The organism is Nocardioides aestuarii (assembly GCF_039527245.1).
Taxonomy (GTDB): domain Bacteria; phylum Actinomycetota; class Actinomycetes; order Propionibacteriales; family Nocardioidaceae; genus Nocardioides; species Nocardioides aestuarii.
On the sequence record NZ_BAAAJT010000002.1, the window covers coordinates 1,767,546 to 1,780,417 of the forward strand.

The 12,872-nt window shown below is 73.5% G+C and carries 11 protein-coding genes; 6 read left to right on the forward strand and 5 right to left on the reverse strand.

Annotated features, from left to right (window positions below; genetic code table 11):
• Nucleotides 1-168: 168 nt before the first annotated feature.
• Nucleotides 169-1,833 (reverse strand): alpha/beta hydrolase, encoded by a 1,665-nt coding sequence (locus ABD091_RS08980; protein WP_343917545.1) that lies wholly within the window; start codon nt 1,831-1,833, stop codon nt 169-171.
• A gap of 115 nt (nt 1,834-1,948) precedes the next feature.
• On the opposite strand from ABD091_RS08980, the gene ABD091_RS08985 reads away from it, so the two are divergent.
• On the forward strand, nt 1,949-3,919 hold the full coding sequence (locus ABD091_RS08985; RefSeq protein ID WP_343917547.1) for a fibronectin type III domain-containing protein: 1,971 nt from the start codon (nt 1,949-1,951) through the stop codon (nt 3,917-3,919).
• Between the two features lie 35 nt (nt 3,920-3,954).
• Here the strand turns inward: ABD091_RS08985 and ABD091_RS08995 are convergent, their stop codons facing one another.
• A complete protein-coding gene (locus tag ABD091_RS08995) occupies nt 3,955-5,145 on the reverse strand; it encodes a RimK family alpha-L-glutamate ligase (RefSeq protein ID WP_425571487.1) in 1,191 nt (396 codons plus the stop codon).
• A 24-nt stretch (nt 5,146-5,169) separates the two neighbouring features.
• On the opposite strand from ABD091_RS08995, the gene ABD091_RS09000 reads away from it, so the two are divergent.
• From ABD091_RS09000 to ABD091_RS09020, 5 genes are read left to right on the forward strand one after another with little or no spacing between them, the layout of a single operon-like run.
• Entirely contained in the window at nt 5,170-5,655 is a 486-nt protein-coding gene (locus tag ABD091_RS09000; protein ID WP_343917549.1) for an ATP-dependent zinc protease family protein, read from the forward strand.
• Entirely contained in the window at nt 5,655-6,602 is a 948-nt protein-coding gene (locus ABD091_RS09005; RefSeq protein ID WP_343917551.1) for a succinylglutamate desuccinylase/aspartoacylase family protein, read from the forward strand. The genes ABD091_RS09000 and ABD091_RS09005 overlap by 1 nt, the downstream gene beginning before the upstream one ends.
• A gap of 38 nt (nt 6,603-6,640) precedes the next feature.
• A complete protein-coding gene (locus ABD091_RS09010) occupies nt 6,641-8,710 on the forward strand; it encodes an ATP-binding protein (RefSeq protein ID WP_343917553.1) in 2,070 nt (689 codons plus the stop codon).
• Between the two features lie 60 nt (nt 8,711-8,770).
• Complete coding sequence (locus ABD091_RS09015; RefSeq protein WP_343917555.1) at nt 8,771-10,189, forward strand: NAD(P)/FAD-dependent oxidoreductase; 1,419 nt, start codon at nt 8,771-8,773, stop codon at nt 10,187-10,189.
• On the forward strand, nt 10,183-11,547 hold the full coding sequence (locus ABD091_RS09020) for a short-chain fatty acid transporter (RefSeq protein ID WP_343917557.1): 1,365 nt from the start codon (nt 10,183-10,185) through the stop codon (nt 11,545-11,547). Before ABD091_RS09015 ends, ABD091_RS09020 begins: the two co-directional genes overlap by 7 nt.
• Here ABD091_RS09020 and ABD091_RS09025 read toward each other — a convergent pair.
• Genes ABD091_RS09025 through ABD091_RS09035 form a run of 3 tightly spaced genes read right to left on the reverse strand, consistent with a single transcriptional unit; the run spans nt 11,544 to nt 12,864 of the window.
• Entirely contained in the window at nt 11,544-11,912 is a 369-nt protein-coding gene (locus tag ABD091_RS09025; RefSeq protein WP_343917559.1) for a hypothetical protein, read from the reverse strand. The genes ABD091_RS09020 and ABD091_RS09025 overlap by 4 nt on opposite strands.
• Nucleotides 11,909-12,358: an MOSC domain-containing protein gene (locus ABD091_RS09030; protein ID WP_343917561.1), complete on the reverse strand. Its 450-nt coding sequence runs from the start codon at nt 12,356-12,358 to the stop codon at nt 11,909-11,911. Before ABD091_RS09030 ends, ABD091_RS09025 begins: the two co-directional genes overlap by 4 nt.
• On the reverse strand, nt 12,358-12,864 hold the full coding sequence (locus tag ABD091_RS09035) for a cupin domain-containing protein (protein ID WP_343917563.1): 507 nt from the start codon (nt 12,862-12,864) through the stop codon (nt 12,358-12,360). The genes ABD091_RS09030 and ABD091_RS09035 overlap by 1 nt, the downstream gene beginning before the upstream one ends.
• Nucleotides 12,865-12,872: the final 8 nt, after the last annotated feature.

Below are 12,872 nucleotides of genomic sequence, written 5' to 3' on the forward strand. Positions count from 1 at the left end.
ATTCCGCTGCCGCCCCGCCGGCCCCGGCCGACATCTCTGGCAGACACCCCACGGCGACACCTACCTCGTCGACCACCACGGCACCACCCGACTCACCGAGCCCGAGTCCCGGATCCACCTCACCGCCCCACCCGGCCTCGACGCCTACACACCCCGCTTCGCCGTCGCCTACGAACCCGCCGGCGGCCGGCGGCGCACGGTCTCCGCCAGCCGCTCGGAGTCGGCGTCGGTCCATCCGGGGGGCGGCAGGATCTCGGCCCAGGCATAGACCGGCAGCTGACCGAACTGGTGGCCCTGGCCGGCCGGCACCGAGTTGGCCATCGCCTGGTCGATGCCCAGCTGGAGCATGGTCACCACCGGCACCCACCGCACGTGCGGGGACACGCTGCGCCCGCGGTCCTCCTCGAGCCAGTCGGGGCGCTCGACGGCGAGGTCGAGCGACCACCAGGTGATCGGGTCGTTGGCGTGCTGGAGGTAGCCCACCCGCGTCCCCGTCCACTCCCCGGGAGCGACCCAGTCCGCGGGCCGTTCGGCGAAGCGCACGATCTCCCCTCCGTCGGCCACGGGAAGCACCTCCGGGCTCCCGGGATCGCGTTCCTCGGTCAGCCGTCCCCAGAGGACGTTGTTGGCCGTGGGACCGACGAAGAGGGCACCGGAGGTGCGGGTGGCCATGTCCTGCGGCCCGCTGAAGGCGGCCTCGCCCCCGAAGCTGCCCAGGCTCTCTCCACTGACGACGAGGAGCGGCCGGTCGTCCTCCGGGATGTCCAGCCACCGGGCGTAGATCGCGTCGAACAGGGCGCGACCGGCGTCCTGCGACCGCTGACGGTCGAGCAGGAACGACATCCAGCTCGGGAGGTAGGAGTACTGGAGGCTGACGGTCGCGGTGTCGCCACCCCACATGTACTCCAGCGCCTGGGCCTGGTTCTCGTTGACCCACCCGCGACCGGTTCCGGTGACGACGTTGACGACGGCCCGGTCGAAGCCGCCGAGCGCCTCCATCTCGGCCACGGCCTGATCGGCCTCCCGGCGTACGTCGACGCCGGCCTGGCCCGCTCCGACGTAGGCCCGGACGGGCGCGAGGGCCGGCCCGTCGGAGAAGGCCTCGATCGCCTCGAGGGTCGGCGCGTTCGAGACGAACAGCCGACCCTGCCGGCCGAGGTCGTCCCACGTCTGGGTCGACCCGGGCCCGGCCGACACCCCGGCCACCGTCGGCGCCGGGAGGTCGGTGCGGAACTCGTCGTTGATCGTGCGGAACGTCGAGTCGAGGGCGCCGAGCAGCCTGGCCCCGCCGATGCCGACGACGACCTCGTAGGCGACGACCGCCACCAGCAGTCCCCCGATCACGGTCGCCGGGCCCGCGGGGAGGACCCGCCCGACCTGGCGACCCGCCAGGCGGCCGAGGGCCTTGACCCCGCGCGCGACCAGGAGCAGGAGCGCGAAGAGCACCACGGCCACCGCTGCGCCGACCACCGCGTGCCCGATCCCCACCCGGTCCATGCCGACGAGGACACGCACCTCGTTCTCCCACCGCAGCCCCAGCAACAGGAAGACCAGGCAGGCGGCACCTCCCAGCGCCGCGAGGACCCGCCAGGCCCTCGACCGCGCCTGCCCGGACAGGTGGCCCCCGCAGCTGCGGACCAGCCAGCCGAGCAGCGCACCGGCGCCGTAGCCCAGCAGCAGGCACAGCGCGCTCAGCAGGGCCTGGGACAGCGCGAGCCTCGGCAGCAGCGACGGGGTCAACGACAGGCAGAACAGGACGACCGCACCACTCGTCGCGGCGAACGGCGCCCGGGCCTGACGCGCCACCCAGCCCGACACGCGTTCCAGCTCCACGGCGACCTCCTCGGACGAGGCCCCCAGCATTGCTCAAGATCGTGGGAGGAACGTGAAGACGCTCGAGGGGGTTGGGACCGACTCGATCCTCGACATCTCTGAGGAGGTCCGAGCAATGCAGCGTTCCCCGTCACCCACGGTCCCGCAGCGGCGGCGCCGACGAGCCTTCACCAGCGCGATCCTGACCATCGGTCTCGCGCTCACCCCGCTGGCGTTCATCGCCGACAGCGCCTCGGCAGCGGTCCCGCAGTTCCCCGACAACATCGTCATCTTCCCCGACCGTGACTTCGTCTCCGTCGAGGGCTACTCCAGCCACGAGGGCGAGGTCGCGCTCGTCGAGGTGACCCGGGCCGGCGTCGGCGTCGTCGGCTCCGCGCGGGCCGAGGTCTCCGGCACCGACGTCGCCTTCGAGGTCAACCACCCCGGCGGCATCTGCTGGGGCGCCGGGACCGGTCTCGACGTGACCCCGGACATCAAGGCCGGCGACGTCGTCTCGATCACCTTCCCCGACGGATCGCGGGACACCACGACCACGTCGTCCGCGACGGTCACCCAGGACATGGTCCTCGACAGCGCCACCCGGACCGTCACCGTCGAGGGCAGCTTCGGCGCCGACGTGAACCCCGACTTCCTCGAGCAGCGCATCATCCAGCCCGACCTGGTCGACCTGATCGGCCGGCGCAGCATCAGCGCGATCCCCGGCCCGCTCGTGCCGGCCCCCAAGGGCGGCTACAGCTCCTCGCTGGAGTTCCCGACGCCCGGCACCTTCCTCGCGACCTACGTCTTCGACACGCTGAACGCCGCGCAGGTCGCAGCAGCGGCGTCGCTCGGCGAGCGGGCGATGTCCTGGGAGGTCCAGGACGTCGACGGCAACCGGCAGGGCCTGACGATCGCCGAGTTCGGCGAGGCCGGCGGCCCCGGCTTCGGCGGCTGCCCGGCCGGACCCGGTGACCAGGGGTCCCCGACCGGGACCGCCTCGGTCGTGCGCAGCGGCGGATCCGCGCTCGTGAAGTGGACCCCCGTCGCCGCCGTCCCGACCGCTGACCCGGTGACGGGCTACAGCATCGAGGCCGTCGGCGCCGCGGCCAACGGCCAGCAGACCACCCAGGGCGTCCGCGTCGGCCCCGGCGTCACCCAGGTCACCCTCAACGGTCTGGACGCCTCGGCGAGCTACACCTTCGAGGTGCGATCGATGGCGGGTGCCAAGCTCAGCGTGCCCTTCGCGCTCGGCGGCGGCGCGACCGGTGACACCACCCCACCGACACTGACGCTCTCGCCGGCGCCGGCGGCGGATGGCACGGCGGTCGAGGCCAACGCGGTCGCGGTCGCGAGCAACGGGCAGGTGTTCTTCACGACCGACGGCTCGCCCGCAATCTCCGGTGACCTGCCCTCGGACAACGCCCAGCTGCTGACCGGGACGAGCATCCCGATCAACGCGCCGACGACCCTGAAGATCGCCGCCTTCGACCAGGTCGGCAACTTCACCCTCGCCGAGGGCAGCTACACCCCCGTGGTGGTCCCGCTGCCGGCCAAGCCGACCGGGCTCGCGGGCACGGCCACCCAGAGCTCGGTGGCCCTGACGTGGAACAACGACTCGTCGGTGAACGGCTGGCAGGTGACGGTCTACAACGCCACCGGTACGCCGCTCGCCACGCAGCCGCCCGTCACGACCGTGCCGCGCCAGACCGTCAGCGGCCTGAGCCCGGGGACGACGTACGGCTTCACCGTCAAGGCCAGGAACGCCGCGGGCTTCGGTCCCGAGTCGGACCTGCTCACCAGCCAGACCAACGCGGCCACCGACCGCATCACCATCAGCACGGCCCGCTGGAAGTCGGGCGACTTCCGGGTGGTCGGCACCGGTGACCTGCTCGGAGCCGTCATCCAGCTCCACAGGGTGAACGCCGACGGCAGCATCGGTCCGGCGATCACGGGAGCCACGGCGCAGGTCGTGGCGGCGGCCCCGCCCGGCATCGGCGACTGGGACATCCGGCTCCGCAACGGCGCCGCCCCGGCGACCAACCCCGGCCGGATCTACGCCCGGTCGAGCGCAGGAGGTGTGGCCGGTCCGTTCAACGTCTCGCAGTGAGACGACGGCCGGAAGGACTCAGGCGGACTGCCGGATCAGCCCTCGTGAATGGGCTGCTTCGGCAGCCGCTTGACCTTCCGGCCGCGCTTGCGGCGCGCGGGGATCATCGAGCGCATCTCCTCGAGGTTGCCGAAGCACAGCAGCCGGTCCTCGGCCTCGAGCTCCGTGGAGGCGCGGGGGTTGGGGATCACCTGCGTGCCGCGGTGGAGCGTCAGGACGGTGATGTCCTTCTCCCACAGGCCGGAGTCGCCGATCGCCTTGCCGATGATGGTGGCGTCCTGGTGGACGGCGAGCTCGGCGACGCCGTATCCCGTCGAGACCGAGAGCCGCTGGCGGACGTCGATCTGGGGGAAGGCGACCTGGTTGTCGATGTAGTCGATGATCGCGCCCGCGATGTCGAGCTTGGTGGCGTTCTCGATGCCCTCGAGGCCCGGGGAGGAGTTGACCTCCATCACCAGCGGGCCGTCGTTGCCCTCGAGCATGTCGACGCCGGCGACCTTGAGCCCCATGATCTGGGCCGAGCGGACGGCGGCGGCCTCGAACTCCGGGTCGAGCTCGACGGCCTCGACCGAGCCGCCGCGGTGGACGTTGGAGCGGAACTCGTCGCCCTGGGCGACCCGGCGCATCGCGGCGACGACGCGGTCGCCGACGACGAGCGCACGGATGTCGCGGCCCTTGCTCTCCTTGACGAAGCGCTGGATCAGGACGTTCTGCTTGGTGCTCTGGAGGGTCTCGATGATCGCCTCGGCGACCTTGCGGTCGGGGGCGAGGATCACGCCGATCCCCTGCGTCCCCTCGAGCAGCTTGATGACGACCGGCGCGCCGCCGACCCGCTCGATCGCGGGGATCACGTCGGCGCGGTCGCGCACGAACGTCGTCGCGGGCATCAGCACGTTGTGGCGCGACAGGATCTGCGAGGCCCGCAGCTTGTCGCGGCTGTTGCTGATGCCGGCGGAGGTGTTGGGCGTGTAGACGTCCATCTGCTCGAACTGGCGGACGACCGCGGTGCCGAAGTAGGTGATCGAGTTGCCGATCCTCGGCAGGATCGCGTCGTAGTCGGTCAGCTGCTTGCCCCGGAACTGCAGGTCCGGTTCCTCGCCGCTGAGGTCGATGCCGAAGCGGAGCGTGTTGAGGACCTTGACCGTGTGGCCGCGGTCAAGGGCGGCGGTGCGCAGGCGCTGGGTGCTGTAGGCGCGGGGAGCAACCGAGAGGATCGCGAGCTTCATTCGACAACCTGAGAGGATCGACGGGTGACTGCAACGGAGGGATCCCCGCCATCCAACACCATCGTCGGATGGCGGGAGTGGGTGAGCCTCCCGACCGCGGGGGTCGCCTGGATGAAGGCCAAGGTCGACACCGGCGCCCGTACGTCGGCGCTCCACGCCTTCGACCTCGAGGAGCTCGACCGCGACGGTGAGCTGTGGGTCCGCTACTCCGTCCACCCCTGGCAGGACTCCGACGAGGACGCCGTCTCGGTCACGTCGAAGGTCGTCGACCGGCGCGAGGTCCGCAGCTCCAGCGGCCACGCGGAGGAGCGCTACGTCGTGCAGCTCGACGTCAGCCTCTGTGGCCGCGTCGTCACCGCGGAGGTGACGCTCAGCAACCGTGACGAGATGGGCTTCCGGATGCTGGTCGGCCGCGAGGCGCTGTGCCAGGGCTTCCTCGTCGACCCCAGCGAGTCCTACCTCGGCGGGCGGCCGAAGGTCTCGGTCCGCCGGAAGAACCGGGGCCGCTGATGGCGCGCGAGTCCTTCGGGATCGGGCCCGTGCGGGTCCGCGCCGGGACCTCCCGCAACCTCGAGCTCCCCATCACCCGGCTCGTCACCGGCGCCGACGTCGTCCTGCCCGTCCGCGTCTTCCACGGCCGCGAGGACGGCCCCACGGTGTGGATCGACGCGGCGATCCACGGTGACGAGGTCGTCGGCGTCGAGGTGGTCCGCCAGGTCCTCGCGGGCCTCGACCCGAAGACCCTCCGCGGCACCCTGATCGCCGTCCCCATCGTCAACGTCCTCGGCTTCATGGCCGGCGACCGCTACCTCCCCGACCGGCGCGACCTCAACCGCTCGTTCCCCGGCTCCCGCCGCGGCTCGCTCGCGAGCCGGATCGCCCACCTCTTCATGGAGGAGGTCGTCGCGAAGTGCGAGGTCGGCATCGACCTCCACACCGGCGCCGACCGTCGCTCCAACCTCCCGCAGATCCGGGCCGACCTCGACGACCCGAAGACCCACGCCCTCGCGACGGCCTTCGCCGCGCCGGTGATGCTCCACGCGAAGATCCGCGACGGCTCGCTGCGCCACGCCGCGCGCGAGCGCGGCGCGACCGTCCTGCTCTACGAGGGCGGGGAGAACCTCCGCCTCGACGAGTACGCCGTCGAGCCGGCCGTGACGGGCGTGCGCCGGGTGCTCGCCGCGCTCGACATGGTCGACCTGCCCGACGACCCCGACCACCCGGCCAGCGTCGAGTGCCGCGCGAGCGGCTGGGTGCGGGCGCGGCGTACGGGCATCCTCGACCTCGACGCCCACCTCGGCCAGCAGGTCACCGACGGCGAGCGGCTCGGCGCCCTCGTCGACGTCTGGGGCCGCACGCTGCGCGCGGTCTACGCCAACCGCACCGGCATCGTCATCGGCCGTACGGAGGCACCGCTGGTCAACTCCGGCGACGCGATCGTCCACATCGGCAGCTGAGGCGTGACGGCGCGCTGCCGCGCGCGCCATCATGGGCCATGCGCCGCACCGTGGCCGGCCGTCTCTCGGCGGCGCGACGGCGCGCCCTCGTGGGTCGCGACGCCGAGCTGGCGCGGGTCCGCGACTTCCTCGCCGGCGACGAGCGGGTGCTCCTCCACGTCCACGGTCCCGGCGGCGTCGGCAAGACGACCCTGCTGCGCGCGGCCGAGTGCGAGGCGGAGGACGACGGACGTGTCACCCGCTGGGTCGACGCCGGCGCCCTGCCGCCCTCGCTCGACGCGCTGGTCGCCGCTGTCGGCGGCCTCTCCCCCGATCCCGGCACCGTCCTGCTGCTCGACCGCGCGGAGGCGCTCGGCGCCCACGAGCCCTGGCTGTGGGACCGCTACCTCCCCTCGCTGCCGGAGGGGTGCCACGTGGTCGTGGGCAGCCGCCGCCCACCCCCGCCCGAGCGCTGGCGCGACCCCGGCTGGCGCAGCCTGATCTCGGTCCTCCCGCTGCGGAACCTGCCGGCCCGCGACGCGGAGGCGCTGCTGCGCATCCGCGGGGTCCCCGACGACGTGGACGTCGAGGACGTCGTCCGGTCGACCCACGGCCACCCGCTCGCGCTGGCGATCGCCGCCGACGAGTACGCCGAGCGCGGCGAGGTCGCGGGCGGGCCGCTGCGCCCGGGTGTGCTGGTCGACCACCCTGACGCCGCCGCCCGGCTGCTCGCGACCTTCGTCGACGACGTCGTCGACCCGCACCAGCGGCGCGCGCTGCACGTGTGCGGCCACAGCCGCCGGGTCGACCGCGCCCTGCTCGCCTCGGTCCTCGAGGTGTCGGACGAGTCCGCCGACGAGCTCCTGGCGTGGCTGCGCGCCCGGCCCTACTCGGAGTCCCACCCCGACGGGCTGGCCGTGCACGACCTCGTGCGCGACGCGCTCGACCGCGACCTGCGCTGGCGCGACCGCGACGAGTTCTCCCTGCTCCACCGCCGGATCCGTGACGTCGTGGTCGAGCGGATGGCGCGCGCCACCGGCTCCGCCCACGCCTCCGCGGCCGCCGACCTGCTCTTCCTCCACCGCGGCAACCCCGACGCGGCCACGCTCTACGCCTTCGAGGACCTCGGCACCCTGGCCGACCGGCCGGCTGCGAGCGCGCAGGACCGGGAGGCGGTGGTCGCCGCCTTCACCGGTGCGGACGGACCCGAGCGGGGTGCTGCCGTGGCCGGTTGGCTCGGGCACCAGCCCGAGGCCGGCCACCTGGTCGTCGCGCCCGGTGGCCGGGTCGTCGGCGGGGTCGTCACGGCCGAGCTCACGGACCCGGGGCCGACGCCCGACCCGGCCGCCGGGGTCGTGCTGGCGGAGCTCCGGCGTCGCCGTCCCCCGGAGCCCGGCGAGCAGACGCTCCTCCACGTCATCGCCGACGCCGAGGACCCCGACCGGCTCGGCGGCTTCTCCGACGCCGTCGCCGCGCTGTCGTTGCGGGTCTGGGCACGACCCGACCTCGGCTGGGTGACGCTGGCCTCGACCCACGGCGCCACCTGGATCCCGATCTGGGGCTACATCGGGTTCGAACCGCTCGTCGACATCCCGCTCGCGGACGGACGGGTGCTGACGGCGTGGGCGCGCGACTTCGGCCGCTCCGGCTACGCCGAGTGGCTGGACGCGCTCACCGAGTCCGAGCTCGCCACGGGAGGTACGGCGCCGCCGCCCGTCGCCTCCCCGGTCGCCCTGGCCCGCGACGACTTCGGCGAGGCGGTGCGCGACGCGCTGCGCGACCACGCCCGGCCCGCCCGGCTGCGGAGCTCGCCGCTGCTCACCTCCCGCCTCGCCCGCCCCCGCTCCGGGGAGGACCCCGCGACGGTCGACCCGGTGGCCCGGCTCCGCGAGGCCGTGTCGGCGGGCGTGGCCGCGGTCGGGCGGCAGCCCCGGGGCGACTCGCCGGCCCGCGTGCTCGACCGCACCTACCTGCGTCCTGCCGCCAGCCAGGAGCTGGCCGCGGAGGTCCTCGACCTGCCCTTCGGCACCTACCGCCGCCACCTCCGCGCCGGCGTCGAGGCGCTCGTCGAGGTGCTGTGGGACTGGGAGCTGCACGGCCCACCCGGACCGGAGGTGGACAGCAACTGAGCTGGTGGGTGGACATCCGGCGCGAGCACGGTGCGACCACCCGAGACCCAGGAGGTTGTCATGTCCATCCAGCCGTCGACCCAGCCGTCCACCCACTCCTCCTCCCCCACCTACGACCGCGTCGTCGTCGCCGGAGGCAGCGTCGCCGGGCTGCTCGCCGCGGCCGCTCTCGCGCCGCTCTCCCGGGAGGTCGTCGTGCTCGAGCGCGACGACGTCGCGCGCCACGTCGGCGTCCGGCCCGGCACCCCCCAGGCCGGCCAGGTGCACGGTCTGCTCGCGTCCGGCCGGCTCGCGATGGAGGAGCTGCTGCCGGGCTTCACCGACGCCCTCCTCGCGGGTGGGGCCATCAGCCGCGGCGACATCGGCAGCAACGGCCGCTGGTGGATCGGCGGCGGGCTGCTCGCCGACACCGAGGTCGGCGCGAACGGCGTCGCGGCGTCCCGGTCGCTGATCGAGCGGACGGTCCGGGGGCTGGCCATCCGGCTGCCGCAGGTCGTCGTGCGCGACCGCGTCGACGTGCAGGGCCTCGTGACCGACGGGAGCGGCCGCGTCGTCACCGGCGTACGGCTGCGCGACCGCGCCACCGACGGTCCCGCGGAGGAGCTGGCCGCGGACCTGGTGGTCGACGCGACCGGCCGGTCGGCGAGGAGCGTGCGGTGGCTCGCGGCGCTGGGGATGGCCGAGCCGCCCCTCGAGCGGGTCCGGGTCGGTGTCCGCTACGCGACCACGCACGTCGAGCGCCGTGACGGCGACCTCGGCGGCCGGTCGGTGTGCGTGTCCGCGGCTGTGCCCCGGGTGCCGCGGGTCGGCGTCGCGATCGCCCAGGAGGACGACACCTGGGTCATCGGGGTCTGTGGCTACGACGAGGAGCAGCCGCCCGTGGACGCCGACGGCTTCCGGCACTACGCCGCCGGCGTGGTCGCCCCCGAGGTCGCCGAGCTGCTCGCCGGGCGCGCGCTGCTCCACCCGCCGGTGACCTACCGCTTCCCCGACTGCCGGCGTCGGCGGTTCGACAAGGTCGACCTCCCCCGCGGGTTCGCCGCCGTGGGCGACGCCGTGACCAGCGTCGACCCCGCGTTCGGCCAGGGGATGAGCCTCGCTGCGCTGCAGGCGGTGGCGCTGCGTCGGCGCGCCGGACGCGGGCTCGAGGACGTCCGGCGGCGCCACGCGGTCGACGCGGCCGCCGTCGCCGAGCGGGCCTGGACCGTCGTCGTCGGGGCCGACCTCAACCTGCCCGGCGTCGAGGGTGCACGGCCGCCGGGACACGGTGCGGTCTCGCGCTACGTCGCCCGCGCCCAGCGCGTCGCCCGTCGCGACCCCGTGGTCGCCCGCACGCTGATGCGGGTCACCAACCTGCTCGAGCCGCCGACCGCGCTGATGCGGCCCCGCATCGCCCTCCGGGTCGCGGCAGGGGGGGCCGCCTCCGCTAGCGTGCTGCGGGTCACACCCCGGTCACCTACTCGGAGGACACCGTGCTGAAGACCCTCTCGCGCCCGCTCGTCCGGATCTCGGAGCGCTGGCTGCCCAGCGCGCTGACCTTCGCGGTGATCCTCACCGCCATCGTCGCGGTGCTCGCCCTGCTGCTCACCGACGCCGGCCCGGTCGACGTCGTCCGTGGCTGGGGCGACGGCCTGATCGGGCTGCTGGCCTTCATGACGCAGATGGCGCTGATCCTGCTGCTGGGCCACATGCTCGCCAACACCGGTCCGGTGCGCCGGCTGCTCACCCGGGCGGCATCGGTGCCGAGGACCGCGCCGCAGGCCTACGGCTTCGTGGCGCTCTGCGCCGCGGTCGCCTCGCTCATCACCTGGGGCCTCGGGCTCGTCGTCGCGGCGCTGCTGTCGATCGAGGTCGCCCGCTCCGGCCGTGAGCGCGGGCTGAAGCTGCACTTCCCGCTGCTGGTGGCGTCGGGCTACTCCGGCTACGTCGTGTGGCACATGGGCTACTCCGGCTCCGGGCCGCTGGCCGTCGCCACCCCCGGCAGCGACGTCGCCAACCAGCTCGGCACGACGATCCCGGTCACCGACACGATCTTCACCTGGTGGAACATCGTCGGCATCGTGCTGGCCGTCGCGGTCGTCGTGGTCACGATGGCCCGCCTCGCCCCCAGCGGCGACGACCCGGTCGTCGAGCTGCCCGCCGGCGCCGACCTCGCGCGCGAGGAGTCCGAGCTCCTCGACACCCGCAGCGGCGAGGGCCCGACCCCCGCCGAGCGCCTCGACGGCAGCCGCGTCATCACCACCGCACTGGGCGTCGCGCTGCTGGCCTACCTGGTGACCTACTACGCCCAGGAGGGCTTCGTCCTCACCCTCGACATCGTCAACTGGACGTTCCTCTGCCTGGTGATGCTGCTGGTGAAGTCGCCCGCCGAGCTCGGTCGGCTGGTGGTCGACGCGGCCCGCAACGTCGGCGACATCCTGCTCCAGTTCCCGCTCTACGCCGGGATCCTCGGGATCATGACCGGCAGCGGCCTGATCGCCGTGTTCGCCGACTTCTTCGTGTCGATCTCCAACGAGTACACGCTCGGCCTCTGGGCCTTCCTCGCCGGCGGCCTGATCAACATGTTCGTGCCCAGCGGCGGCGGCCAGTTCGCGGTGCAGGCGCCGATCTTCTTCGAGGCGGCCGCCAAGCTGGGCGTCGACCCGAGCATCGTGACGATGGGCATCGCCTACGGCGACCAGTGGACCAACATGATCCAGCCGTTCTGGGCGCTGCCGCTGCTCGCGATCGCCCGGCTGCGCATCCGCGACATCATGGGCTTCACGGCCGTCACCCTGATCGTCACCGGCTTCGTCTTCGCCTTCACGATCATGCTGCCCGCCTGGTTCGGCGCCTAGGCCTCGAGCTCCCGACGCACGGCCTGCTCGAAGGCGGCGACGTCGCCGCCGAGGGCGTCGAGACGGTCTGCGCGGAGGAACACCCGCCACCCGTCTTCACGGCGCGCCAGGACGGCGGCCAGCTGCACGCCCTGGACGGCACGCGCCTCGTCGGGCGCCAGCTCGTTGCGGTGCGCGACGCGCAGCGGCACCGGGAGCCCGGCGACCATCGCGTCCCACTCCTGCTTGCGGCGCCAGGCGGTGTGGGTGATGTCGCAGAGCGAGCAGTGGGCGGTGCCGCGCCAGCGGCCCCACACGTAGGCGAGCTCGCCGCGGACCCCGCCGTCGGCGTCGTAGACGCCCAGCAGCTCCTCGACCTCGTTCACGGCTCCTCCACCACCTCGACCTCGTCGCCCACGGTGATGGTGCCCGACTCGAGCACGCGGAACACCGTGCCTCCCCGGCGCCGCAGCGCTTCCTGCGCTCCCCGACCGATGGTGTCGTCGAGGAGCTTGCAGGGAGCCGCGACGCGGACGACCTCGAGCAGCGCCTGACCCACCCGGAGCCGGGTGCCGGGCTTCGTCGGGATGGCGTCGATCCCCTCGACCGTGACGTTGCGGCGGGTCAGCTCCCACGGCACGTCGCGTCCGTACGCCGCCGCCGCCTCGGCCAGCGCGGCAGCGGACTGCACGGTCACGTGCCGGTGGCGGGTGCCGTGGTAGCGGTCGCCGACGATCCCCTTCCCGGCCTCGGCCACGACCCCCTCGACCGAGCGCATCGGGAGCCTGGTGGCCTTCGCGACGTGGAGGGCGACGACGGTCGGCTGACCCATCAGACCCAGTAGGTGTCGTGCTGGAGCATGAACTCGACCCGTTCGTCGTCGGTCATCGTGGCCCCGTAGCCCAACGCGTGGAGGGTCTCGAAGTAGTCCTCGCGCGGCGCGCCGGGCGTGAACATGAGCAGCATCCGCGCGTGGTCGCGGCCGCGGAAGCCGTGGAGCCCGCCCTCGGGGACGTGCAGGAAGTCGCCGGTGCGGGCGGTGATCCACTCGTGGCCGTCGTAGAGCCGCACTTCGCCCTCGAGCACGTAGAACGACTCGGTGATCGCGCGGTGGAAGTGGGGGTCGGGGCCGGACTCGGTCTCGCCGAAGCTCCAGCGGTAGAGGCCGTAGAGCCCGTTCGTCTGGTCGCCGGTCGCGAGGTATTCGCACGACCCGCCGTTCTTGTAGGTGAGCTCGGGCTCCGTGTCGTCCCGTCGCAGCCACGCCGAGACCTCGCCGCCCTCGCCCGTGTAGACGTCGTCGGGATACGGACGGTGCAACGGGTTCGGGAAGCTCATGGTCGTAG

What these genes read in the sequence shown, in the direction of transcription:
- ABD091_RS09015 (WP_343917555.1), top strand. Translation starts at nt 8,771, where the DNA reads ATGTCCATCCAGCCGTCGACCCAGCCGTCCACCCACTCCTCCTCCCCC.
- ABD091_RS09005 (WP_343917551.1), top strand. Translation starts at nt 5,655, where the DNA reads ATGGCGCGCGAGTCCTTCGGGATCGGGCCCGTGCGGGTCCGCGCCGGG.
- ABD091_RS08995 (WP_425571487.1), bottom strand. Translation starts at nt 5,145, where the DNA reads ATGAAGCTCGCGATCCTCTCGGTTGCTCCCCGCGCCTACAGCACCCAG.
- ABD091_RS09010 (WP_343917553.1), top strand. Translation starts at nt 6,641, where the DNA reads ATGCGCCGCACCGTGGCCGGCCGTCTCTCGGCGGCGCGACGGCGCGCC.
- ABD091_RS08985 (WP_343917547.1), top strand. Translation starts at nt 1,949, where the DNA reads ATGCAGCGTTCCCCGTCACCCACGGTCCCGCAGCGGCGGCGCCGACGA.
- ABD091_RS09030 (WP_343917561.1), bottom strand. Translation starts at nt 12,358, where the DNA reads ATGGGTCAGCCGACCGTCGTCGCCCTCCACGTCGCGAAGGCCACCAGG.
- ABD091_RS09035 (WP_343917563.1), bottom strand. Translation starts at nt 12,864, where the DNA reads ATGAGCTTCCCGAACCCGTTGCACCGTCCGTATCCCGACGACGTCTAC.